Origin of the sequence: Gilliamella sp. B3023 (assembly GCF_026536845.1) — a bacterium.
Lineage (GTDB): Bacteria > Pseudomonadota > Gammaproteobacteria > Enterobacterales > Orbaceae > Gilliamella > Gilliamella apicola_E.
In genome coordinates, this window is sequence record NZ_JAFNNH010000003.1 from 131,204 (window position 1) to 156,418 (window position 25,215).

The 25,215-nt window shown below is 34.0% G+C and carries 24 protein-coding genes and 3 pseudogenes; 21 read left to right on the plus strand and 6 right to left on the minus strand.

Annotated features, from left to right (window positions below; genetic code table 11):
- Positions 1 to 15 precede the first annotated feature (15 nt).
- The 4 genes from J3U16_RS02975 (at position 16) to mdtH (ending at position 4,453) form a co-directional block, all read left to right on the plus strand.
- Positions 16 to 1,194, plus strand: a complete 1,179-nt coding sequence (locus J3U16_RS02975) for a porin (RefSeq protein ID WP_267330464.1) — start codon at positions 16 to 18, stop codon at positions 1,192 to 1,194.
- Positions 1,195 to 1,503: 309 nt separating this feature from the next.
- Complete coding sequence (locus tag J3U16_RS02980) at positions 1,504 to 2,649, plus strand: porin (protein ID WP_267330465.1); 1,146 nt, start codon at positions 1,504 to 1,506, stop codon at positions 2,647 to 2,649.
- Positions 2,650 to 2,782: 133 nt separating this feature from the next.
- Positions 2,783 to 3,241: a methylglyoxal synthase gene (locus J3U16_RS02985; protein WP_065734666.1), complete on the plus strand. Its 459-nt coding sequence runs from the start codon at positions 2,783 to 2,785 to the stop codon at positions 3,239 to 3,241.
- Positions 3,242 to 4,453 (plus strand): multidrug efflux MFS transporter MdtH, encoded by a 1,212-nt coding sequence (mdtH, locus tag J3U16_RS02990; RefSeq protein ID WP_267330466.1) that lies wholly within the window; start codon positions 3,242 to 3,244, stop codon positions 4,451 to 4,453.
- On the opposite strand, the gene J3U16_RS02995 is transcribed toward mdtH, so the two are convergent.
- Complete coding sequence (locus tag J3U16_RS02995; protein WP_267330467.1) at positions 4,431 to 5,210, minus strand: class II glutamine amidotransferase; 780 nt, start codon at positions 5,208 to 5,210, stop codon at positions 4,431 to 4,433. The genes mdtH and J3U16_RS02995 overlap by 23 nt on opposite strands.
- A gap of 1 nt (position 5,211) precedes the next feature.
- Positions 5,212 to 5,787 carry a D-sedoheptulose 7-phosphate isomerase gene (gene lpcA, locus J3U16_RS03000; protein WP_267330468.1) on the minus strand — a complete coding sequence of 192 codons (576 nt, stop codon included), beginning with the start codon at positions 5,785 to 5,787 and terminating at the stop codon, positions 5,212 to 5,214.
- A gap of 359 nt (positions 5,788 to 6,146) precedes the next feature.
- Here lpcA and ribE point away from each other — a divergent pair, with 359 nt between their 5' ends.
- The 11 genes and pseudogenes from ribE (at position 6,147) to gorA (ending at position 14,939) form a co-directional block, all read left to right on the plus strand.
- Positions 6,147 to 6,617, plus strand: a complete 471-nt coding sequence (gene ribE / locus J3U16_RS03005; protein ID WP_065563599.1) for a 6,7-dimethyl-8-ribityllumazine synthase — start codon at positions 6,147 to 6,149, stop codon at positions 6,615 to 6,617.
- Between the two features lie 4 nt (positions 6,618 to 6,621).
- Positions 6,622 to 7,041 (plus strand): transcription antitermination factor NusB, encoded by a 420-nt coding sequence (gene nusB, locus J3U16_RS03010; protein ID WP_218058472.1) that lies wholly within the window; start codon positions 6,622 to 6,624, stop codon positions 7,039 to 7,041.
- A gap of 21 nt (positions 7,042 to 7,062) precedes the next feature.
- On the plus strand, positions 7,063 to 8,100 hold the full coding sequence (locus J3U16_RS03015) for a TrmH family RNA methyltransferase (protein WP_267330469.1): 1,038 nt from the start codon (positions 7,063 to 7,065) through the stop codon (positions 8,098 to 8,100).
- A 144-nt stretch (positions 8,101 to 8,244) separates the two neighbouring features.
- Positions 8,245 to 9,180 (plus strand): multifunctional transcriptional regulator/nicotinamide-nucleotide adenylyltransferase/ribosylnicotinamide kinase NadR, encoded by a 936-nt coding sequence (nadR, locus tag J3U16_RS03020; protein WP_267330470.1) that lies wholly within the window; start codon positions 8,245 to 8,247, stop codon positions 9,178 to 9,180.
- 62 nt (positions 9,181 to 9,242) lie between these two features.
- A complete protein-coding gene (gene ubiE / locus J3U16_RS03025) occupies positions 9,243 to 10,013 on the plus strand; it encodes a bifunctional demethylmenaquinone methyltransferase/2-methoxy-6-polyprenyl-1,4-benzoquinol methylase UbiE (RefSeq protein WP_267330471.1) in 771 nt (256 codons plus the stop codon).
- Between the two features lie 15 nt (positions 10,014 to 10,028).
- Positions 10,029 to 11,570 (plus strand): ubiquinone biosynthesis regulatory protein kinase UbiB, encoded by a 1,542-nt coding sequence (gene ubiB, locus J3U16_RS03030; protein ID WP_267330472.1) that lies wholly within the window; start codon positions 10,029 to 10,031, stop codon positions 11,568 to 11,570.
- A 72-nt stretch (positions 11,571 to 11,642) separates the two neighbouring features.
- Positions 11,643 to 11,855, plus strand: a complete 213-nt coding sequence (gene tatA, locus J3U16_RS03035; protein ID WP_065563594.1) for a twin-arginine translocase TatA/TatE family subunit — start codon at positions 11,643 to 11,645, stop codon at positions 11,853 to 11,855.
- Positions 11,856 to 11,858: 3 nt separating this feature from the next.
- Positions 11,859 to 12,182, plus strand: a pseudogene (tatB, locus tag J3U16_RS03040) (Sec-independent protein translocase protein TatB); the annotation flags it as partial.
- A gap of 14 nt (positions 12,183 to 12,196) precedes the next feature.
- Entirely contained in the window at positions 12,197 to 12,958 is a 762-nt protein-coding gene (gene tatC, locus J3U16_RS03045) for a twin-arginine translocase subunit TatC (RefSeq protein WP_267330473.1), read from the plus strand.
- A gap of 44 nt (positions 12,959 to 13,002) precedes the next feature.
- Positions 13,003 to 13,352: pseudogene (locus tag J3U16_RS12095) on the plus strand (PfkB family carbohydrate kinase); the annotation flags it as partial.
- Between the two features lie 234 nt (positions 13,353 to 13,586).
- Complete coding sequence (gene gorA / locus J3U16_RS03060; protein WP_065734658.1) at positions 13,587 to 14,939, plus strand: glutathione-disulfide reductase; 1,353 nt, start codon at positions 13,587 to 13,589, stop codon at positions 14,937 to 14,939.
- Between the two features lie 73 nt (positions 14,940 to 15,012).
- Here the strand turns inward: gorA and J3U16_RS03065 are convergent, their stop codons facing one another.
- A complete protein-coding gene (locus J3U16_RS03065) occupies positions 15,013 to 16,362 on the minus strand; it encodes an MFS transporter (protein ID WP_065734657.1) in 1,350 nt (449 codons plus the stop codon).
- A gap of 243 nt (positions 16,363 to 16,605) precedes the next feature.
- Here J3U16_RS03065 and J3U16_RS03070 point away from each other — a divergent pair, with 243 nt between their 5' ends.
- The 3 genes from J3U16_RS03070 (at position 16,606) to mnmE (ending at position 19,227) form a co-directional block, all read left to right on the plus strand.
- Complete coding sequence (locus J3U16_RS03070; protein WP_267330474.1) at positions 16,606 to 17,157, plus strand: DNA-3-methyladenine glycosylase I; 552 nt, start codon at positions 16,606 to 16,608, stop codon at positions 17,155 to 17,157.
- 10 nt (positions 17,158 to 17,167) lie between these two features.
- A complete protein-coding gene (locus J3U16_RS03075) occupies positions 17,168 to 17,770 on the plus strand; it encodes a YdcF family protein (RefSeq protein WP_267330475.1) in 603 nt (200 codons plus the stop codon).
- A 95-nt stretch (positions 17,771 to 17,865) separates the two neighbouring features.
- Positions 17,866 to 19,227: a tRNA uridine-5-carboxymethylaminomethyl(34) synthesis GTPase MnmE gene (mnmE, locus tag J3U16_RS03080; RefSeq protein ID WP_267330476.1), complete on the plus strand. Its 1,362-nt coding sequence runs from the start codon at positions 17,866 to 17,868 to the stop codon at positions 19,225 to 19,227.
- A 182-nt stretch (positions 19,228 to 19,409) separates the two neighbouring features.
- Here the strand turns inward: mnmE and J3U16_RS03085 are convergent, their stop codons facing one another.
- Positions 19,410 to 20,300 carry a LysR family transcriptional regulator gene (locus J3U16_RS03085; protein ID WP_267330477.1) on the minus strand — a complete coding sequence of 297 codons (891 nt, stop codon included), beginning with the start codon at positions 20,298 to 20,300 and terminating at the stop codon, positions 19,410 to 19,412.
- Positions 20,301 to 20,448: 148 nt separating this feature from the next.
- Here J3U16_RS03085 and J3U16_RS03090 point away from each other — a divergent pair, with 148 nt between their 5' ends.
- Positions 20,449 to 21,351 carry a DMT family transporter gene (locus tag J3U16_RS03090; protein WP_065734652.1) on the plus strand — a complete coding sequence of 301 codons (903 nt, stop codon included), beginning with the start codon at positions 20,449 to 20,451 and terminating at the stop codon, positions 21,349 to 21,351.
- A gap of 272 nt (positions 21,352 to 21,623) precedes the next feature.
- Positions 21,624 to 21,806, plus strand: a pseudogene (locus tag J3U16_RS03095) (tRNA uridine-5-carboxymethylaminomethyl(34) synthesis GTPase MnmE); the annotation flags it as partial.
- Between the two features lie 89 nt (positions 21,807 to 21,895).
- On the opposite strand, the gene J3U16_RS03100 reads toward J3U16_RS03095, so the two are convergent.
- Both J3U16_RS03100 and J3U16_RS03105 read right to left on the minus strand, forming a co-directional pair.
- Positions 21,896 to 23,320 carry an MFS transporter gene (locus tag J3U16_RS03100; RefSeq protein ID WP_267330478.1) on the minus strand — a complete coding sequence of 475 codons (1,425 nt, stop codon included), beginning with the start codon at positions 23,318 to 23,320 and terminating at the stop codon, positions 21,896 to 21,898.
- Positions 23,321 to 23,335: 15 nt separating this feature from the next.
- A complete protein-coding gene (locus J3U16_RS03105) occupies positions 23,336 to 24,508 on the minus strand; it encodes a M20 aminoacylase family protein (RefSeq protein ID WP_267330479.1) in 1,173 nt (390 codons plus the stop codon).
- Positions 24,509 to 24,937: 429 nt separating this feature from the next.
- Between J3U16_RS03105 and J3U16_RS03110 the strand changes: the two genes are divergently transcribed.
- Positions 24,938 to 25,144, plus strand: a complete 207-nt coding sequence (locus J3U16_RS03110; RefSeq protein ID WP_065563584.1) for a heavy-metal-associated domain-containing protein — start codon at positions 24,938 to 24,940, stop codon at positions 25,142 to 25,144.
- Positions 25,145 to 25,215: the final 71 nt, after the last annotated feature.

A 25,215-nucleotide genomic window follows, 5' to 3' on the forward strand; every position in this document is an offset into this window, starting at 1 on the left:
CCATGAGGGTAAGAAATGAAACGTAATCTATTAGCAATCGCTATCCCTGCTCTTTTAGTAGCAGCAGGTGCAAATGCTTCTATCGAAGTATGGAATAAAGATGGTAACAAAGTAGACTTTTACGGACGAGTAAAAGCTGCTAACAACATCACTGACCGTGGACAAGCAGGTGAAGGTGATGATACTTCTGCTCGTTTAGGTATGTCTGGTCAAACACAAATCACTGACGGCATCACTGGTTACGGTCGTTGGGAATATGAAGCTAAAGCAGGAAAAAATTCTGACAATGAAGTGCGTTATGCATTCGCTGGTTTAAACTTCGGTGATTTTGGTTCATTCGATTATGGTCGTAATGACGGTGTGTTAAAAGCAATCACTGCATATACTGACGTATTACCACAATTTGGTGGTGATGCAGCAAACAACGCATGGCATGTATTAACTGAACGTACTAAAGCAGTTGCTACTTACCGTAATAACAACTTCTTTGGTTTAACTGATGACTTGAGCTTTGCATTACAATATGCTGATAATGGTGATGCTACTAAACCATATAGTCTTTCAAAAAATCATCTAGATAGATATAATAAGCAATCGAAAGAAGCTTGGGGTGCAAATGCACAATGGCGTATTTTTGATACTGGTTTAACTCTTGGTGGTGGTTATGCACAAGATTCAGGAAGTGAAAATCGCCATAGTACTTGGGCAACAGGTATCAAATATGACAACTATAATCTATATTTAGGTGCTAACTACTTCCAAAGTAAACATAAAAATGCTCATGCTATCTTTGGTGACTCAAGCGTTAATTCAGCATATTTAAGAGATACTGATATCAAAATTAGAGGTTTTGAATTAGTTGCTCAATACGGTATTGATCTTGAGGTTGGTCGTTTAACTCCATCAATTGCTTACGTTCAACACAAAGTTAAATCTTCTGATTTTAGTAATTTCCATAAATATGGTTATATTTGGAAATATAGAGGGTTTAATTCACCAGAAGTTAAGTATGTATCTGTAGGTGCAACTTATGATCTAAATAAAAACTTTAGTGCGATTGTTGAATATAAATTTAACTTACTTGACCATAAAGATATTGGTGCAGCAAGTAATACCAAGTCTCCACGTGGTAAACATGCGACTAAACCAGGTACTAAAGACGTGTTAGGTGTTGGTTTAATTTACCAATTCTAATTTCTTAATATCCTTAAATATCTCAAAAAGGCACTTAGGTGCCTTTTTTTTCGTCTATTAAATATCAAACCATACAAAAAAACATTTTATGCTTAAAAAAAATTAATTTTAAGTCATAAAATAGTCCTAATTCGCAGAATTACATGTGATAAACATTGTTAATCTACAGTGTTTCAATAAAAATCTAGTATTCAATAGTAGATATCCTAGTAATAATTTAGTTGCTATTTGAAAGCAACTATTTATTAAACCAAGAACAAATATTTTTGTATCTTTTTTCAATAATAAAATACCTAAGAGGGTAATTAAATGAAACGTAATCTATTAGCAATTGCTATTCCTGCACTATTAATTGCCGGAACAGCTAGCGCTTCTATTGAAGTGTGGAATAAAGATGGCAATAAAGTTGACTTTTATGGCCGAGTCTATGCTTTAAATTATCTTACTGATCGAAATAATCAAACTGGCGAAGGTGACAAAACGACAGCTCGTTTAGGTATGTCAGGTGAAACACAAATTTCAGATAGTTTGAGCGGCTATGGTCGTTGGGAATATGAAGCAAAAACTGGAGCAGATGCTGATAACGAAACTCGTTATGCATATGCTGGTTTAAATTTTGGTGATTTTGGTTCATTTGACTACGGTCGTAACGATGGCGTATTAAAAACTTTAACTTCTTATACTGACGTTCTACCTGAATTTGGTGGTGATGCTTCAAATAATGATATTTATGCATTAACGGCTAGAACAAAAGCAGTAGCGACTTACCGTAATTCAAACTTTTTTGGATTAGTTGACGGTTTGCGTTTTGCAGTACAGTATGCAGATAACGGAGATAATAGTTCAACTCAATATCTAAATAAACACGATCGTACTGACCATGATAGTGCAGAAGCATGGGGTTCTGTAATTGATTGGGATGTGCTTGATAGTGGTTTATCTATTGGTGCAGGTTATGCGCAAACTGGTGGACATAAAGATGCTAAAGCATGGTCAGCAGGTGCTAAATATAATAACGACAATCTTTATTTAGCCGCACTTTATATTCAAGGTAAACAAAAATATGGTTGGGAAAAAGCATCAACCACAAGTAATACTGATGATTTGAAAACCAAAGGTTTTGAATTAGTTGCACAATATGGTATTGACTTTGAAGTTGGTCGTTTAACGCCTTCTGTTGCTTATATTCAACATAAAGTACAAGATGCTTCAAACTTCTCAAGAAGTGGTGATGCAGGTCTTAAAGGTAATGATTTAGTTAAATATGTTGATGTTGGCTTAACTTATGATTTTAATAAAAATTTATCAGCCATTGTTGATTATAAAATCAATTTATTAGATAAGAATGATATTGGCGCACGTCGTGCTTTATATGAAGACGGTACATTTAGTAAATCTCAAATTAAAGCAACAGCTAAGGATACTGTTGCATTAGGATTAATTTATCAATTCTAATTATTTTATCTTTTGATTTGATGAAAGGCACTTCGGTGCCTTTTTTCTTGTCTTTCTGGATCAAATACTGCTTGCACTTTAATAGAGAGTTTGCTAAAAAATACACAAAATAATAAGGAATTAGGATTATTTGATGCTTTATATTACTCGAAAGCTACCTGCAAAGAAAAGCATTGCATTGGTTGCACATGATCATTTGAAAGAAGCATTATTAAATTGGTGCAAAACAAATCGCGAAGAACTCTCTCATCATAATTTATGTGGGACAGGTACAACAGGTACATTAATTAAGAAAGAAACCGGATTAAATATTACGCCAATGCTTAGTGGTCCAATGGGGGGCGATCAGCAAATCGGCGCTTTAATCGCAGAAGGTAAAATTGATATTCTTATATTTTTCTGGGATCCTCTAAATGCCGTTCCTCATGATCCAGATGTAAAAGCACTATTACGCTTATCAACGGTTTGGAACATTCCTGTTGCAACTAATCAAGCAACAGCTAACGCATTAATACAGTCCTCAATATTTACTCAAGAAGTGGAGATAGAGATCCCTGATTATCAAGGCTATTTAAATGAAAGAGTAAAATAGATGCCAATTCCTTCACAAGTTCGCAAAACAGGTAGATACATATTATTATTTGATAATCTGTTTATTGTATTGGGATTTTATGTCGTATTTCCGCTCGTTTCTACGCACTTTGTTAGCCAAGTAGGTTGGAGTGCACTATTTGTTGGTTTTGCTTTAGGATTTCGTCAATTTGTTCAACAAGGATTTGGCTTAATTGGTGGTGCTATAGCTGATCGATTTGGTGCAAAACCAATGATCATAACAGGTATGTTTTTGCGGTCGATTGGATTTATTTCAATGGCTTTAGCAACTGAACACTGGTTATTACTTGTATCTTGCTTATTGTCTGCATTGGGTGGACTGTTATTTGATCCACCTCGAATGGGATTAACCATAAAATTTACTAGACCTCACGAACGAGGTAAATTTATATCATTATTAATGATACAAGATAATGCCGGTGCTGTTATTGGTGCTCTTATTGGTGGTATCTTAATAGATTATGATTTCCAATTAGTTTGTTGGTGTGGTGCTTTTATCTTTTTCTTATGTGGTATTTTTAATCTGATGCTTTTACCTGCTTATCACATCGCAATTGGTAAGGCTCCAATCATTACTGGCATGAAATTGGTTTTGAAAGATAAAAAGTTTACTCATTATGTACTTACATTGACTGGTTATTATGTGCTTTGGGTTCAAATCATGTTGATGTTACCTTTAACTATTACTAATGTCTCAGGAAGTCCAAGTTATGTGAAATGGATGTACGCTATTCAAGCTACTATCTCGCTAATTCTACTTTATCCTCTTGCGCGGTTTAGTGAAAAATATTTTAGACTAGATCAACGTCTTAAATTTGGATTATTATTAATGTCATTCGCCTTTATAATAATTGGATTTACATCTCAACTATCAGTTTTATTATCCTTGATTGCGCTTTTTTATCTTGGCGCAATTATTGCGGAGCCGGCTAGGGAGACCTTAGCAACCGTTCTAACTAATCCAAAAGCCAAAGGTAGTTATATGGGATTTAGTCGGTTAGGACTTGCTTTAGGCGGATTTATTGGTTATACCGGCGCGGGATGGCTTTATGATATTGCCATCGCGATTGGTTTTCCACATCTGCCTTGGCTCATCTTAACCTTTATTGGTTTATTAACATTAGTTTATCTAAAATATCTATTTAAAGATGAGCCACCAATGGTTTGCGTTAAGATGAAAAAAATTGGCTGATTTCACCATTCTTAAATAAAATAGCTTCACCTGTATTTAATTTTGTCCATACTTCGTTTGATGTTAACGGCATAGTTGAAATAATGGTTACAATATCATTAGGGGTAGTATGTTTTTGAAAATCAATTTCAACATCTTCATCAATTAATTTAGCTTTACCAAATGGTGCTTTTCGGGTTATCCAATGTAAATTTGTTGAACAATAGGCAAACACATATTGTCCATCTGAAAGTAACATATTAAAAATACCGAATTCGGTTAATTTAATCGCATGTTGTCGAATATAATTAAAAAGTTCAATGTAATTATCTGGTTTTTTGGGATATTTTTTATGTAATTCGTTAATTAAATAACAAAAAGCATATTCACTATCAGTTAACCCAACAGGTTCAAAAATCCCTATATCTAATGTTTGATAATCAGTCAATTGCCCATTGTGAGCAAAAGTCCAATTTTTTCCCCATAATTCGCGAGTAAAAGGATGGGTATTTTCTAGAGCTACTCCTCCTCGATTAGCTTGACGAATATGAGCAATTACTGCCGTTGATTTTATTGGGTATTGTTGAACTAATTTAGCTATAGGTGAAAAACTACAAGGTTCAGGATCTTTGAATGTACGACATCCTTTACCTTCATAAAATGTTATTCCCCAGCCATCTTTATGTGGACCTTTATCACCGCCACGTTTGATTAAACTGGTAAAACTAAAACAGATATCAGTCGGCACATTGGCACTCATACCCAATAATTCGCACATATTAAGCCATCTCTTTTTCAATGAGTAAAATCAAAATATGAATCACTTTTATATGGATTTCTTGCACTCTATCAGCATAACCAAAATGAGGTACACGAATGTCTACATCAGCCAAACCATTCATTTTTCCACCATCTTTACCTGTAAGAGTGATAATTTTCATACCTTTTTGTTTTGCTGCTTCAATCGCTTTAATGACATTAGTTGAGTTTCCTGAAGTTGAAATACCTAGTAGTACATCACCTTTTTGACCAACACCTTCTACATAGCGAGAAAAAATAGAATCGAAACCATAATCATTACCAACGCAAGATATATGACTTACATCTGAAATTGCAATGGCAGGATAGGATGGTCGATTATCGCGAAAACGGCCAGTTAACTCTTCAGCAAAATGCATAGCGTCACAATGAGAACCTCCATTACCACATGAAAGTACTTTACCACCTTGTTTAAATGTGTTTGCGATTAAAATGGCCGCCTGCTGGATTTGTTTAAGATTTTCATCATTTGAAATGAAATTGGCTAAAACTTCAATTGCTTGATTTAGCTCATCTCGAATAGTGTTAATGTACATCAATTTTCCCCTTTTTTGTAGAAATTTTTTCTTATTATTGTAATTCGTTAATAATAGCTTGCAAGTAATAAAAATTAAATTTCTTATAGTAAGAAGAAACTTTGATGCAATTATTAAAAATTTATAAATCTTTGTTGAAGGAATGATAATTTATAAATGTAAAAATTACACTTTATAAACAGTAAATTTACAAACAATAACTTTCAAATAATCATACTTACTTATGCTTGTTATAAACATGTTAATTCCCCATTTTTGCTAATAGGATAACCCTTTAATCTGTGCTATAATTGGCTTATAAATTTTTCACTAAAAGTGATTATAAAATTGCATCTAGAATCTATCGATAAGGAATAAATATGCAAATAGTTAAAGGTAAAGTTGCTGCACCAAAAGCTAAAGTAGCCATTATCGTGGCACGTTTTAACCAATTTATTAACGAAAGTTTAGTTAATGGAGCAGTAGATGCATTAACTCGTATTGGTCAAGTTGAAGATAAAAACATTTCAGTTATTTGGGTACCAGGCGCTTACGAAATTCCTTTAGCAGCAAAAGTTGCTGCACAATCAAAAAAATATGATGCCATTGTAGCATTAGGTACGGTAATTCGTGGCAGTACGGCTCATTTTGATTTCGTTGCTGGAGAATCAAGTTCAGGTTTATTGAATGCTAGTTTAGAGTATTCAATACCAGTTGGTTTTGGAATTTTAACCACCGAAAGTATTGAGCAGGCGATCGAACGAGCTGGAACTAAAGCGGGTAATAAAGGTGCTGAAGCAGCATTAACCGCACTTGAAATGTTAAATGTTATCAAAACAATTAAGGGGTAATTTAGTGGCGTTAGTTAATCCTCGTCGTCGAGCAAGAGAGTGTGCCGTTCAAGCCATTTACTCTTGGCAAATTTCTAAAAATGATCTTGCTGATGTTGAGAGCAGTTTTATAGCTGAACAAGATATGAAAGGTGTTGATAGTAAATATTTTAGAGAATTACTTCATGGTGTTGCCAAAAACACAGCAGAATTAGATGAAAAAATGGCACCTTACCTAACAGAAAGAACTGTTGATGAGTTAGGACAAATTGAATTAGCGGTACTACGAATTGCAACTTATGAATTAATGAAGAGACATGATGTCCCTTATAAAGTGGTTATCAATGAAGCAATTGATCTGGCGAAAACTTTTGGCGCAGAAGAAAGCCACAAATTTATAAATGGTGTATTGGATAAAGTTGCTCCAACTATTCGTACACGATAACTGTCTTAAATTGGGAATATTATGAACGACACGATCGAAAAAAGCAGGCCTTCAATTTTTTATGCCAAAAATAGTCAATCAAGTGTGAAATCTGTAAAAAACAAAGGCAATGATCATCGAAGTAAGCGTAAAAATGATAGTCTTCAGTCTAATTCAAAAGCAAAACATGATCGAATTGAAACATTTAAAGTAAAATCATCAAATAAAACTATAAAGTCATCTAAAGTAAACTTAAATTTATCAGATGAACATGATTCTCCCTGGCAAAAAAAAGTTAAAGATAACGATCAAACTCCAACATTTGGTTACGATGAGTATCGACAAAAAAAAGAAGAGACTTTAGTTTATAGTGAAAATAGTTGTAGAGCTGTATTTAAGCATCGACGCTCTGCTATAGTGAAATTATTTATTACTCAAGAAATGACTTACCAGTTTAAAGATTTAATTAATTGGTTAGTCAAACAACGACTAGGTTATGACGTTGTATCAACAGAACAAATTACTAAAATAACTCAAAACCTACATCATGGTGGAGTCTGTTTAATTGTTAAAAAACGGATACCACTCTCTTTACTTGATTATTTACATGAACATGATGATAGAGTTCGTGATTGTATTCTTGCGATTGATGATGTTAATAACCCTCATAATTTAGGTGGATTAGTTCGTAGCGCTGCTTTTTTTGGCGTTAATGGTATCATTTTGCGTCAAACTAATTTGCTTGATAGTGGATCAGCAATGCGAGTCGCTGAAGGTGGTATTGAAGCGATTGAACCAATTAAAAGTGATGATTTTATTGTATCCATAGATATATTAAAAAAGAATGGTTATCAAATAATTGCCTTATTACCATGTCAGTCAAAATCCATTAAATCAACCGAATTATCACAACTTGAATTTAAAAAGAAAGTTGTATTAATTATATTTCAACAAATTAATACAAAGTTAATTAATTGTGCTGATAATGTTGTGCATTTGAGTGGTAATGATAATATGTCGGCATTAAATATTTCTGTTGCAGCAGGGATTGTTTTATCTACTATTAAATATCAATCTTAATTGATATTGCTCTAGTTATTTTTGAATATTTTGATGAAGTTAACACTTTTATCTTCTCATTATATTAAATAGCATCAATTGGTTAGAAAATGGTTGTTTTTTCTGTACATTGGTATCGAGTTTTTTAATGTATTGGTAATTATTATGTCATCTAAACATCGAGTTGGTTTAATTTTTGGTAAGTTCTATCCATTACACAGTGGCCACATTTATCTTATTGAAAAAGCGTTAACGCAAGTTGATGAATTACATGTAATGCTTGGTTGTGAAGCAACTCGCGATAAACAACTATTTGAGAAAAGTCGTTTACCTAGACAGCCACAAGTTAGTGATCGTTTTTCATGGTTAAAAGATACCTTCAAAGATAGACATAATATTCATATTTATATTTCTGATGAAACTGGAATTAACTATTATCCTAATGGTTGGAAAGAGTGGAGTGATAGTATTAAACATATATTATCAGAAAATAAAATTGAACCATCTGTTGTATTTACTAGTGAACCACAAGATGTAACGGAGCATGAGCGCTATTTTGGTTGCCCAGTAGTTGTTATTGATGCTAATCGTGAATTCGTTAATATCAGTGCGACCAAAATTCGAGAAAATCCTTATCAAAATTGGTCTTTCATTGCCCAAGCAGCTAGACCTTTTTTTGTTAAAAAAGTCGCCATCATTGGACATGATAAATTTAATGAATTGCCCCTAAAATTAGCTAATATTTATAATACACAATATGTTTCAAATGGGTATATAAATTATATTCAACGAGAAATTTCCACTCTAGAAAATAAACGTTACTTAAGTGAAAATGATTATCTAAGAATTGCAATGTTACATGTAGAGAGAATGAGTAAATCATTAGAAAATGCTAATAAGCTTCTCTTTACTTCGATCGATTTTGGGACATTATCTAACTACTACGAGCAAATTTTTGGCAAATCTAATGAAGTCTTAATTGGACTAAAAAGTAGTTACCAATTTGATTTAATTATTCATGAAAACGAATTACCGGCGAATTCCACTCCATTACAGCATTTTGAAATTGTTTCTAAAATGGTTGAATCGTTATTGATTTAGCTCATCACATTTAGGTTAGCTTATGTTAAAATAAGCTAACTTTTTGTGATAGGTGAATTTTTATGTCTCAATCTTCTCAACCAAATGAAAATCAGGATAAAATTGATTTTGGGTACACCCAAGTTTCAAAACAAGATAAAGTAAAACGCGTAGCAGAGGTGTTTCATTCTGTTGCAGATAAATACGATATCATGAACGATCTAATGTCATTTGGTATTCACCGAATCTGGAAAAAAATAACTATTGAGTATAGTAGTGTTAGGAAAGGACAAAAAGTCCTTGATCTAGCTGGTGGTACAGGTGATTTAACAGCTAAATTCTCACAAATAGTTGGAGATGATGGCTTAGTTGTATTAGCAGATATCAATGAGTCAATGCTTAAGGTTGGTAGAGACAAACTACGAGATAAAGGCTTATTTAAAAATATTGAATATGTACAAGCAAATGCAGAGGAGTTACCATTTGCAGATAACTATTTTGATTGTATCACTATCTCATTTGGTCTACGAAATGTGACTGATAAGCAAAAAGCGCTAGAATCTATGTGGCGAGTTTTAAAGCCAGGAGGGCGTTTATTGATTCTAGAATTCTCTAAACCACAATACCAAATTTTAAATAAAGCCTACGATCTTTACTCATTTACTATGTTGCCATTAATGGGAAAAATCGTAGCGAATGATTCAGATAGTTATCGATATTTAGCTGAATCTATCAGAATGCACCCAGATCAAAAAACACTGAAAAAAATGATGGAAGATGCTGGGTTTGTCGATGTTAAATATCACAATATGACAGGCGGTATTGTAGCCTTACATACTGGTTTTAAATTTTAATGTGATAAACAAATAATGACATTTTTTCGACTTTATAAAATATTAACCATATTTCGAGCTTATCGATTAGAAGAGCTATTACCAAAACACCGTGTCTCAAGGTGGTTACGAGTATTATTGTTTTGTTTGTTTTGGGTTAGACCTAAATCAAATCAACAAGAGATTGGTGAAAGGTTGCGTCAAGCCTTACAAGAGCTAGGCCCGGTATGGATAAAATTTGGGCAAATGGTTTCAACAAGACGCGATGTGTTGCCAAAACATCTTGTCGATGCTCTAGCCAAATTACAAGACCAAGTTACCCCTTTCGATGGAAAAATTGCAAAACAAATTATTGAAACTGCTCTAGGGTGTCCTATAGATTTTTATTTTTCAGATTTTAATGTTCAACCATTAGCATCAGCATCCATCGCACAAGTTCATACAGCAACTTTAAAAAGTAGCCAAGCTGAAGTGGTAATCAAAGTTTTGCGACCAAATATTTTACCTATAATTAAATCTGACATTCGCTTAATGTATTGGATTGCTAACCAATTTACTAAACGGATAAAATTTGGTGAAAAGTTACGGGCTGTAGAAATTGTCAGTGATTATGAAAACACGCTTCTAAAAGAATTGGATCTTCAGAAAGAAGCCTATAACACAGCTCGTTTGCGTGACAATTTCATTAATAGTGAGATCCTTTATATTCCCTATGTGTACCAAGATTTGTGCCAAAAAAATGTTTTAGTTGAAGAGCGAATTTACGGTACTCCGATAGCTAATGTTGATGAATTAAAAAGAAATAATGTCAATATGAAGTTATTAGCAGAGCGTGGTGTTCAAGCTTTCTTTACCCAAGTATTTAGGGATAATTTTTTTCATGCAGATATGCACCCGGGCAATATCTTTGTGGATATAAGCGAACCCCAAAATCCCCGTTACATTGGGATAGATTGTGCAATTGTAGGTATTTTGACTGAAGATGATCAACGCTATTTGGCTGAAAATTTTCTTGCATTTTTTAACCAAGATTATCGAAAAATTGCACAAATTTATATCAAATCTGGTTGGGTTCCTGAAACAACGGATGTTGCCGCATTAGAAATGGCTATGCGCAATGTGTGCGAACCTGCATTTGCTAAACCACTTGGTGAGCTCTCCTTTTCGCAAATTTTATTATCACTATTTCAAGTTGCACGTCAATTTGAGATGGATATTCAACCTCAATTAACCTTACTTGAAAAAACGTTATTTTATATAGAAGGGTTAGGGCGCCAACTCTATCCAGAACTTGACTTGTGGCAAACGGCTAAACCATTTTTAGAAAATTGGTATGAAGATAAATACAGTGCTAAAAAGTTATTACATCAAGTTTGGACCTCCTTACCAGAATGGAAAAATCTTGTTGTTGAGCTACCGGAAAAGTTGAATGATCAAGCTCGGATGACTAAGCTGATGCATGTTCAGTTAAAACAGATTAATCAACAACTTCAACGTAGTAAAAGAAACCAACAAAGATTAATGTTTGCAATTAGTATTCTTAGTCTTTTATGTATTGCTTTACTTGTCGGGCATTAAGCGAGTTATTTTTTGGAATCTCACCATTTAAGTGTATAATTTTACTATTTTAAGCTATTGGAGACTTATCATATGCCAAGTTTGCCCAAATTACTCATATTTGTAGCGGTTATTGTTCTATTATTTGGAACAAAAAAATTGCGTTCATTGGGCTCTGATCTTGGGGCTTCAATTAAAGGTTTTAAGAAAGCTATGAATGACGACGATGATCAAAAAGAGACTGATGATTCACAAAAAGTGGAACGTCTTAACTCATCTGATGATAACCACACCAATAAAGAGTAACTTGTGTTTGATATTAGCTTTGGTCAGCTACTATTAGTCTTAATTATCGGGTTGGTCGTATTAGGACCAGAGCGTCTACCTATTGCAATTAAAACTGTTGCAAGCTGGATAAAAGTACTCCGCCGTATGTCTGCAACTGTTCAGTTAGAATTGAATAAAGAGCTTAAATTACAAGAGTTACAAGATAGTTTAAAAAAAGCAGAACAAAGTGGGCTAAATACTCTAACACCGGAAATTCAAGAATCCATTGATGAATTAAAACGCGTAACCGAAACACTACAAAAAGAGATCGATTCCGCCTCTCAAATAGATACAACAATTCATTCAGATAAAGATAAATTATGACAGACGACGCAACGCAACCACTTATTGGTCATCTAGTAGAACTAAGAACACGGCTTTTACGATGTATCATCTGTATATTAATTGTATTAACGTGTTTACTCTATTTCTCGAATGATATTTATCATATTGTTGCTAATCCGCTTATTAGTCAATTGCCAAAAGGTAGTAGCATGATTGCAACTGACATTGCGGCACCATTTTTTACTCCTATTAAACTGACTGCTGTTGTTTCAATATTTATTTCGATTCCTTATATTTTGTATCAAGTATGGGGATTTATTGCACCTGCATTATATCAACATGAAAAACGTCTAATTATGCCATTGATAATTTCAAGTACGGTACTTTTTTATATTGGTATTGCGTTTGCTTATTTTGCGGTATTTCCTCTCGCTTTTTACTTCTTTATTCACACTGCTCCAGTTGATGTTGCGATAAATACCGATATAACTAAATATCTTGATTTTGTCATGACATTATTTATAGTCTTTGGTTTTGCATTTGAAGTCCCTGTTGCAATAATATTGCTGTGCTGGACAGGAATAACAACCCCTAAAAATCTACGTAAAAAAAGACCTTATATTATTGTAGCAGTATTTGCTGTAGCTATGTTTGTTACACCACCAGACGTATTTTCACAAATTTTATTAGCTGTACCTATCTGTTTATTATTTGAAGTTGGGACATTCTTTGCCCGGTTTTATCAACCAAGAAAAAAAATCATACAAGATGATGATAAAAATATAGACGATGAATAATAGATTGATAATTGATCCAATGAATACGAGTAAAGGATAACTAAATGAAAACATCTCTTCCTGAGTTTAATCTGGCAAATGTTCTTGTTGTTGGCGATATTATGTTAGATCGCTATTGGTATGGCGGTACCAATCGCATATCACCAGAAGCGCCTGTACCAATTGTTAAAATTGATTCTCTTGAAGAACGTCCTGGCGGTGCAGCTAATGTTGCACTCAATATTACTCCCTCGGAGGTAAAGCGCGTTTAATTGGTCTTACAGGAATGGATGAATCTGCTAAGGTGCTTGATGAGCAACTTACTAATCGACATGTTCATTGCGATTTTGTATCTGTCTCAACACATCCAACTATTACTAAATTAGTAGTTAAAGTCCTTAATTTTGAAGATGGATGTTCGACTACAAACATCATTGATAAGATTAAACAGAAATAAATAATATAATAATTAGCTATTTATTTAAGTAGCTAATTAGTCAATTATCGAATTATTTAGGTTTGGGTATATTTTAAAACCAATCAATAGATAATAACTATCGTTAAATTTCAAAATTAATACTTTTTTTATTATCTGCTTTATGCAAACCTATCAACTACCAAATGCTAATTTATTTAAAGGATTTCTTTTATGACTAAACACTATGACTATATTGCTATCGGTGGTGGTAGTGGGGGTATTGCTTCAATTAATCGAGCGGCATCTTACGGTAAAAAGTGCGCTATTATTGAAGCTAAATTATTAGGCGGAACTTGTGTCAATGTTGGGTGTGTTCCCAAAAAAATTATGTGGTATGGTGCACAAATTGCTGAGGCGATTAATCATTATGGCCCTGATTATGGTTTTGATACGACAATTAATCATTTTGATTGGGATAAACTAATCGCTAGCCGAACAGCTTATATTGATCGTGTTCATCAATCTTATGATCGAGTATTAAATAATAATAATGTCGATGTTATTCATGGATATGCTAAATTTATTGATAGCAAAACGCTTGATGTCAATGGTGTGCATTATAGTGCCGATCATATTCTTATTGCTGTCGGTGGTAAGCCAAGTATACCCAATATTCCCGGAGCGCAATATGGAATTACTTCAGATGGATTCTTTGAATTAAAAGCATTACCAAAAAGAGTGGCCGTTGTTGGTGCAGGCTATATAGCTTGTGAAATTGCCAGTGTTTTACACTCGCTAGGTGCTGAAACTCATCAATTTGTTCGGCAAGGCACACCATTACGTGCTTTCGATCCATTAATTGTTGAAACATTAATGGAAGTTATAACTAATGATGGTCAGCATTTGCATACTTTTGCAATTCCATCTTCTGTCACTAAAAACGTTGATGAATCATTAACGTTAACATTAGAAGATGGTAAAAGTTATACTGTTGATTGTTTAATTTGGGCAATAGGACGAGAACCTGCAACTAAAGAAATGAATTTATCTGCAGCTGGCATTAAAGTTGACAGTAATGGGTTTATTATTGTTGATGAGTATCAAAATACTAATGTAGCAGGAATTTATTCTGTTGGGGATGATACTGGAGCTGCGGCATTAACTCCAGTTGCAGTTGCTGCTGGTCGACGCTTATCTGAGCGACTTTTCAACAATAAACCAAATGAACATCTAGATTATACTAATATTCCAACGGTGGTATTTACCCATCCACCGATCGGGACAGTTGGGTTAACAGAACCACAAGCAATGTTACAATATGGCCCTGAAAACGTGAAGGTCTATAAATCTACGTTTACTGCTATGTATACTGCCGTAACTTCTCATCGTCAACCGTGTAAAATGAAATTAGTTTGTATTGGTGAACAAGAAAAAATAGTCGGCATTCATGGTATAGGCTATGGTATGGACGAAATTTTACAAGGTTTTGCTGTCGCATTAAAAATGGGTGCAACAAAAAAAGACTTTGATAACACCATCGCCATTCACCCAACAGCGGCAGAAGAGTTTGTTACAATGCGCTAATGTATTGAAAATTTATTATATCTTGTTAAAAAAAAACAGGGCTTTAGCCCTGTTTTTATATGGTGTTAAGTGATTAATTATCTAATCTATTTTGCCAACCCTTTTGAGCTAATGATGAAAAACCAACTAAAACAGCAAGTAAAGCCACTGCTGAGATGTAAATACCTGCTCCCAGATAACTGTATTCACCTAATATATGATCGGGACTTAATAAGTAGATAGTTAAAGTCGGCGTTATTGCACTAAACAATGCATAGGCTAAATTGTAAGATAATGATAGACCAGAATAGCGAATGGCTGGTGGAAAGGTTCTAGTTCCTATAATTGGTGTCATAGCGATTGATCCGATAAATAAGCCAAATATCGCCCAAATCGAATATAATTTAGCTAATGACATATCTGGCGTTAGTGAACTATAGAAATAGATGCTTACCACAGCCAATCCACCCCAAGTTATGACGACTGTTTTTGCTGTACCTAATTTATCATCTAACCAACCAGAAATAACACAGCCAATTGATAATGTTAAGGCAGCAATACATCCACCAATACGCCAATCCAGATTAGCAAAATGATACATACCGCCAACGATACGGCCAGGAGTAATTAAAATACCAACCATAATTGCTGTTGATAATGACCAAGTTAACAAAGCGACTATCAAACAAGCTGTCTTATGTTTTTTTAGTACGGTAACAACAGGAATGCTTTTTTCTAATGCTTTACGTGCAGCTAATTCCTTGAAGATTGGCGTTTCAGATAAAAATTTTCGTAAGTAGACTGAAATCACACCAAAAATTCCACCAATAATAAACGGTATACGCCAAGCATAGTCTAAAATATTTTGGCTAGTAAAATAGAGATCAACAATAATTGTAACGAAAAATCCAAGTAAAATTCCGCCTGTAATACCTGATGTTAACGTACCAACGCCCAAACCATAGCGTTGTTTTGGTGTATGTTCTGCGATAAATACCCATGCACCAGGCATTTCTCCACCAATAGCAGCGCCTTGTAACATACGCATCAACAATAATAATAATGGTGCTACAATACCAATTGCTTCATAGGTCGGTAAAATACCGATAATAAAAGTAGGTAAAGCCATCATTGCTACACTTAAGGTAAACATCCGTTTTCGGCCAACTTTATCTCCAAAGTGGGCCATAATAATTCCGCCAACAGGACGAACTAAATAACCAGCAGCAAAAATCCCCCATGCAAATAAATCTAAGGTTAATGGTGACAAGGTATGTGGTAAAAATAGTGGCTTGACAATGGTATCAATATATAGCGCATAGATAACAAAGTCATAAAATTCAAGCGTTCCGCCTAAAGATGACAATATTAATGTTTTAAAATCCTTACTATTCAATGGTCGGGCGACCGGTTGCCATTCAGCGTTAATTTCAGATTGACTCATGAAAAAACCTTATTTTTATTATTAAATGAATATAGCCAGTAAAGGAAATGACTATTCTTTGATAAATTTTAATCTTGAAAAGGCATTCTGCCATAAAAAGTAGTCTTTTGTTTAATCATAAAAAAATTTAATCAACAATAACGATATGTTTGTTTGATTTATAATATGTATAAAAAATGATATTAAGCTAAAATTCTATCTATATATCGCATATAATAATTTTAAAATATTTGGATAAAAATAATGGCAAAACGATGCAGTTGGGTTACAAAAGACCCGTTATATATAAATTATCATGATAATGAATGGGGTTATCCACAATATGATAGCCTTAAACTATTTGAAAAAATTTGTCTTGAAGGACAACAAGCTGGATTATCTTGGATTACCGTACTAAAAAAAAGAGAAGAATATCGTCGATGTTTTTTTAATTTTGACCCAGAAAAAATTATTCAATTAAATGCTATTGATATAGAGTCATTAATTAAAAATAAAGGCTTAATTCGAAATCGTTTAAAACTTAATAGCATTATAAAAAATGCTCATGCCTATTTAGCTATGCAAAATAATAATGAGGACTTCTCACAATTTATTTGGTCATTCGTTGATGGTAAGCCAATAGTCAATCACTACAAAGATAAAAGTGAGGTTCCTGTTAGTACAGAAATATCCGATAAAATGTCAAAAGCACTGAAAAAGAAAGGATTTTCATTCGTAGGATCAACAATTTGTTATGCATTTATGCAATCGATGGGTTTAGTTAACGACCATTTCGAAGATTGCTTTAAAAAATGAGGAGAAATTGATGACAATCATGAAATTAATAAAATATTGCCTGATATTAATATTGGTTTATTTCATTATTTGTAATATTATTATTTTTATTTATGCTAATCGAAAGCCATTAACCAATGCTGATACTTTAGTTGTATTGGGATCACAAGTGGTTGGAACCCCAGCTGAAGCTCCACCTACCTTACAAAATCGTTTAGATACAGCATTTAATTATTTGCAGAGTAATCCAAATACCAAAGTAATTGTTTGTGGTGGGCAAGGAAGCGATGAATCTGCAACTGAAGCAAGTGTGATGGCTGATTACCTAATTAAAAAAGGTATTGATTCCTCAAGAGTATATCTTGAAGACAGATCAAGGCGAACGGCTCAACAGTTTGTTTATGCTAATCAAATTTTACCACTAGGCAAAACAGTTGTTGTGACCAATGATTTTCATATTCTTCGTTCAATTATGCTAGCTAAACGCTCGGGTATTAGTGATATTACTGGTTTACCTGCACCGTTAGCTTATACCAATATTGATAAATATATAGCAATGATAAGAGAGCCATTAGCTTTACTTAATTCATGGCTGTTTGACCATCCATTAGATTATGTTGAAAATAATAATTAGCCATTCTAATTAAGTTAGATAGCTTGCCTTTACAGATTTTTAATGATAGTCATGGTATGATTAATTATTGCTATTTTTAATTACAATTAATAAATATGAATTCAGACACAATTGTTGCACAGGCAACACCACCTGGTCGTGGTGGTGTTGGCATATTGCGTATTTCTGGTCCTAAAGCACAAGAGGTTGCCAAAGCAGTTTTAGGTATCTTACCTAAACCGCGATATGCTCATTATCTACCGTTTTTAGCCGCTGATGGAACAACGTTAGATGAGGGCATTGCTTTATTCTTTCCCAATCCAAACTCGTTCACAGGTGAAGATGTGCTTGAACTACAGGGCCATGGTGGACCCGTTATTTTAGATCTACTGCTAAAACGTATATTAGAAATATCTGGTGTGCGTATAGCAAGACCAGGTGAATTTTCAGAGCGAGCTTTCTTAAATGATAAATTAGATCTTGCGCAAGCTGAAGCCATTGCAGATTTAATTGATGCAAGTTCAGAGCAAGCGGCCAAATCTGCTTTGTCCTCTTTACAAGGCGTGTTTTCCAAGAAGATTAATGAATTAGTTGAATCGCTTATTCATTTGCGTATTTTTACTGAAGCAGCTATTGATTTTCCTGAAGAAGAAATAGACTTTTTATCTGACGGAAAAATAGAAGCAGAGCTTGACCAAGTTATTCAACGATTAAATGAAGTTCGTCATGAAGCCAAACAAGGTTCATTACTGCGGGAAGGCATGAAAGTTGTCATTGCCGGTCGACCTAATGCGGGTAAATCAAGTTTACTTAACGCATTAGCCGGTCGTGAGGCGGCTATTGTTACTGACATAGCAGGGACAACACGTGACGTTTTGCGTGAACATATTCATATCGATGGTATGCCTTTGCATATCATTGACACTGCCGGACTACGCGAAGCCAGCGATGAAGTAGAACGAATCGGGATTGAACGGGCATGGCAAGAAATTGACCAAGCGGATCGGGTGTTATTTATGGTTGATAGCACAACAACCAATGAGGCTAACCCAGAAAAACTTTGGCCAGAATTTATTGAACGCTTACCTAAAAATATGCCAGTAACCGTTATTCGAAACAAAGCAGACTTAACAGGTGAACCATTAGGCTATAGTGAACAAAATGGTTATTGCCTTATCCAACTATCAGCACGAACTGGAGAAGGTATTACCTTATTACGTGATCATCTTAAACAGGTAATGGGCTTTACTAGTAGTACAGAAGGGGGCTTTTTAGCTCGTCGACGACACTTACAAGCACTTGAAAAAGCTGCAGAGCATTTAAATAATGGTAAATACCAGCTCACAACATTTCATGCTGGCGAATTATTAGCGGAAGAACTCAGATTAGCTCAAGAATCTCTGAGTGAAATCACTGGTCAATTTACATCTGATGACTTATTAGGAAGAATATTCAGTTCATTTTGTATTGGTAAATAATTCAAGTTTTACAGTTAACGAGCTAATACTTGTCAAAAACCAGAATTCAGTTGTTTTGGTTTTTGAACATAAAGACATAGAAGAGTTGAACTACTGTAATGTCTGGAATAATTCAGTGTTATTCAAAAAAAGATAAAAAATATACTCAGTAAATACGAGAGATAATCGTTTAGGTATGGATTCTAAAGCATTAAATTTACATAATTTTCAATGTATTGTTTAAAAACTTTCACTCTGTTTGGCATATAATTTCTATCCTTGAATATTAAAGAGATAGGTCGAATGCTACCGATCCAATTAGGTAACACTTGCACTAACTCTCCATTAACTAAACTTTTTTGAACAAACTGAGATGGAACAAAACATATCCCCATTCCTGCTTTGGTTGCGTCAATTATTAGTTCAGTATCATCCATAATTAAATAAGGATTTGCTTGTACCTCATAATATTCTTTATTTGTGGTATTAGTAAGTGACCAGCTTAGGTTATGGCTTATATTAATTAAATTTTTGTCGAGCAAATCAATTGGATGTGTACATATAGGTATTTGTTCTAAATAATCTTTGGATGAGCACAATATATTTTTCGATAATAGTATTCGTTTTGCTATCCAATCACTATCGGTCAAATCTCCCACACGTATGGCAATATCTATATTCATATCAGCTAAATTGACAATTTGATTCGTAGCCATTAAATCTATTTTTATATCAGGGTATGTTTTCATAAATGAAAACACACAGTTTCCAAACCATTGATGTGTTAGGCTTAATGGTGCAGTTATTCTTATTGTTCCGGATAACTTTTGGTTAAAATCATACAAATCTTCAGCTGTTTCAACAAACTCCTCAACTAAGATAGTAAATTTAGCAATATACATTTGTCCTAATGTCGTTAGGGTGATCTTCCTACTGCTTCTATGCATCAAAAGACCGCCAATAGCTTCTTCTAATTGAGTTAGACGTCTGCTTATGGTTGGTGAAGGCATACAAAGTTTATGCGATGCCTTAACAATACTACCTTCTTTAATTACATTAATAAAAATGACCAAATCATCTAATGATAATTTCATTTTTGAAATTTAACCTTCTTTTTTTGTTTATTGTATTATAAATGGATTATTCATAAAATCAAAATCTATCAGTTATTGACCAACCTTAAGCAACGAGGACTAACTTGATATCATCAGATGCCTTTTTATGAATAAAATAGAGATTAAAATGAAAAAAAAAATTACAATTTTACTTGTTACACTATCAACCTTTTTTTGGGGAACTAATTTTAATGCAGGTTCAATAGTTGTCTCTTCCGTATCGCCACTTACAGCAGCTTCTGAACGATTTATTATTGCAACATTAGCTATTTTTGTTTTTATGATCATTAAAGATAAAGGCAACATCAGCACATTTAGATTAAATTGGAAACCATTAATTTTACTTGGGTTATGTGGCATTACAGGCTTCAATTTAGCCTTTTTTATCGGATTACAAACTACATCCGCTTTAAATGGTGCACTTATTATGGCTACATCGCCAGTGACAACCATATTAATATCATCAATTATAGAAAAACACCGTGTTTCATTGCCACAAACTGTAGGGATGTTGATCAGCTTGATTGGTGTAATTTTAGTGATAAGCCATGGTGATATAAATAATATACTTAAATTACATTTTACTCGTGGTGATTTGATTATTTTATTGGGAAATCTGGCTTGGGCAACCTACACTGTTGGATGTCGTAGATTTATATCCGATTCGACACCATTACAAACAACAGCTTTTACGATGTTATTTGGTACTATAGGAATAGTTGTATTTTCTTTTTATCAAAGTGACTTAATAAAAGAGATTGAAGAAATTTCAACATACAATCAAATTATTCTTATTTATATGGGACTTGTTGGTTCAGTATTAGCATATTTATTTTGGAATGTTGGGATAAAAGAACTAGGTGCAGCTAATACTTCATTGTTTTTCAATTTCGTACCTGTTTTTACTTTATTACTCGCTTTTATAACCGGTACAATACCCAATTTATTACAGTTAGCTGGAGCCCTTTTAGTTATAAGTGGAGTGATATATGCGACAGGATCTTATCAAATATTAAAAATTAATCGTTAAAAAAGTCCTAATATCACAATTCAATAATCATTATTTGACATAATTAACCATAAGTTCGAGAGTTTTTTTGTTTAAAGATTTTTTGAGTAAAATGTCATTTAATGTTTTGTGCAATGACGGTTAAGTAGATTTGTACTCGTTATGGCTATTCCCTCATTCAATTAGTACGAAAAGGATCAGCTATTAACCTAAATATGTGATTATATCAAACAGGTAATGTGTTTTATGAGTAGCACGGGATGAGACTTTTGGCTTATCACTGACATTTATAAGCACTTGAAAAAGCAGCAGAGCATTTAAATAATGGTAAATACCAGCTCACAACATTTCATGCTGGCGAACTATTAGCAGAAGAACTTCGGCTTGCGCAAGAGTCATTGAGTGAAATCACTGGCGAATTTACCTCCAATGATCTACTAGGGCGCATATTCAGCTCATTTTGCATTGGTAAATAAGCTGAACATACTGTCGGTTAGAAATATAGGGATAGAAATAAAAAGTCATATCCCTATGAAGTGTTTTAAGAATTAAAAATTAACTTAAGCTATTTATTCTTGCCGGCATTATTTGGAACTAAAAATAAAATTGAAATAAAACATAACAGACAAAATCCGACATTAATCCATAATCCAATTGCTGCGCCAGTTGCTATACTTTGACCACTGGCAATAACTGCAGCATAAATTGATGCTGAAATGGCAACACCAAAAGCACCGCCTAATGAACTTGCCATTTTATATATTCCTGATGCAATACCAACTTTATCTTCAGGGGCGCTAGAAATTGCTGTGTCGATCGAAGGAGTCGCATAAAAACCTAAACCAAGACCAAATAAAATGTAGCCACCTAATACTGAAATAATATAAAGCATATCTGGTAAAAATGTCAGCGTCATCAATGCAATTCCGGAACCAGTAATTAACGGTCCCATTAACATTGGTTTTTTCGCACCTACCTTTTGTAAGATTTTTTCACCAACACGAATCATACATAAAACCGAAACTAAATAACCAATAGTTAATAATCCATTTTGGAAAGAGGTAAACCCTCGCCCCTGTTGGGTATAAGTGCTGGCCACAATTAACGTGCCTGCAACAGCATTTAGCATAAAGTTGGATAAGGTAGCACCACGGTAAGGGATATTTTTAAATAATGCAAAATCAATGAAAGCGCCACTCGCTTTACTTTTTTCAATAACAAAAAATAAAATCATAAAAACAAAACAAACGGTAGCCAACGATAATGTTGCTACACTAGCCCATCCAAAAGTAGAGCCTTTGGTTATCACAAGATTTAATGAAACTAACGTAATAACAAAAACAAATAGCCCTACATAATCAAATTTTGGCAGACTCGAAGGATCTTCAATTTTGGTCTCAGGAGTTCCTTTCAACAAAAGCATACCTAAGACAGCACAGATAATAGAGATTATAAAGATCCATTGCCAACCTAAATAAGTCGCTATTGCACCGCCAGCAAGCACACAAGTGCCCGAGCCGCCCCAAGATCCAATCGACCAAAAACTCAATGCACGCTGACGATCTTTGCCTTGATAATAGGTTTTCACTAATGCTAAAGTCGATGGCATAATACAGGCTGCAGATAAGCCTTGAATAATGCGTCCAAAGGTAAATAATATTTCTCCTTGGGCAAAAATCAAACAAAGACAACCAATAATACTTAAAATAAAACCAAGGTAAGTAAAACGAACTCGTCCAAAGCGATCAGCTAAACCTCCAGCAACCACAATAAAGCAGCCAGAGAAAAGTGCAGTCAAACTTACTGCTAAATTAAAAGAGGCTGGAGTGATACCAACAGTATGCTGAACAGCCGGTCCAACATTGACTATTGATTGAGCAAACAGCCAAAAAGTAATAACTCCTAATACAATACCTAATGTTAACCGGTTATAACTTTTAACTTGCTTGGTGCTAGAATTCTTTGAAGTTGACATATTTAAACCAGACATAGAAGCGATTTATCCTTATTTACTTAAATATGTTTCAGTTAATGCAACCCAATATGACGCAGCAGGAACAATACATTTATCATTAAAATCATAACCAGGATTATGAACACTACAAAATCCTTGTTCGTCTCCATTGCCGATAATCATGTAACAACCATTTGGATTGCTCTCTAACATAAAAGCAAAATCTTCACTGCCCATAAAAGGATGGCAATTATCATGAACACGATCTTTACCGACTAATTTCTGAGCAACTTCTAATGCAAATTTTGTTGCATTAGCACCATTATGTAAAACAGGGCTACCATTGATATGTTCGATTTTAACTGAGGCGCCAAAACTTTCCGCCTGCGAAGTGGCAATTTCGGTAATACGCTTGAGCAATAAAGTCCGGGTATTATTATCTAATGCTCTGACGGTTAGCTTCATCAATGCATCGCTATTGACCACATTGGGGGCTTCGCCAGATTGAATACAACCAATCGTGATAACAGCTTTCTCAAAGGGTGAAACATTGCGGGAAACAATACTTTGTAAAGCAATGCCAATATAACAAGCAACAAGCGTCGCATCAATTCCTCGCTCAGGCATGGCTCCATGAGCACCTTTCCCTTTGATGGTGATATGAATCGTATCGGATGAAGCCATAAGAGCACCGCTTTTAAAATAAAAATGGCCTTCCTTAAATCCGGGCATATTGTGAATACCGAAAATCACATCACAAGGAAATTGTTTAAATAAACCCTCATCGACCATCACTTTCCCACCATATAACAACTCTTCAGCTGGTTGAAAAATGACATGTAAAGTCCCATCAAAGTTGCGTGTTTCGGCAAGATATTTAGCTGCACATAGCAAAATAGTGGTATGCCCATCATGACCACAACCATGGAATTTACCATGGCTAACACTGCTCCAAGGTTTACCCGAAGCTTCAACAATAGGTAATGCATCCATGTCAGCTCTAATACCTATTTTCTTATTACTAGCGCCATTTTTCAAAACACCAACGATGCCAGTTTTTGCTAGACCACGATGAACCTCATAGCCCCATTCAGATAGCTTATTTGCAACTAAATCACTGGTTTTTTTCTCTTCAAAACCTAACTCAGGATGTTTATGAATCTGATGTCGAATATCAACAAATTCTTGTTCTGTTTTTCTAATCGTTTCCATAATATGCTGCATTTTAGGCTCCTAATTAACCTGAATATCGTTTATGAGAAAAAATAAAAATGGAACTATACATCTAAGTTAAAATTATATTTAAAAACAAAAACTAACTTTATTATCAAAACCACATAGATGAATAAATATACAATCTAATTTTGTATAAGTCGATTATTTCTGTTATTCAATTTTTATTCTTGAAGGATAACCTTGATTATTTTTCTTGGCACCATGGTTTATTTGAGTATAAAGGAGCAGAAACGCTCAATCATTACGATTTATTAATAACAGATATAAATCTTATAAATTTTCATTATTCTGAGGTGTTTTTTTTGTAGGCTTATTGGCGTAATATAATCACTATACTTTATATGGCAGACAAATTTATTTTAATTATAGATGTTCCAACGTTGCACTAGATGAATTATTAGATAACAAAAGGGGATAATGATGAAATTAATCGTCGATAATATGAGTTGTCAACATTGTGTTAAAACCATTACTAAAGCAATTAATGATATTGATCCTAAAGCTAAAGTGACCGTTGATTTAGCGAAGCATGAAGTTGATATAGAAGGTGGTACTATCTCACAAGAAGCTGCAATTCAAGCCGTTAATCAAGCGGGGTTTGAGTTTGTGGGTATTTCGTATTAAGGCAATACTATTTACAATTTCTCATTTTAAACGATTAAGACAATCGCTTAAATACTAGATAATACAAATAT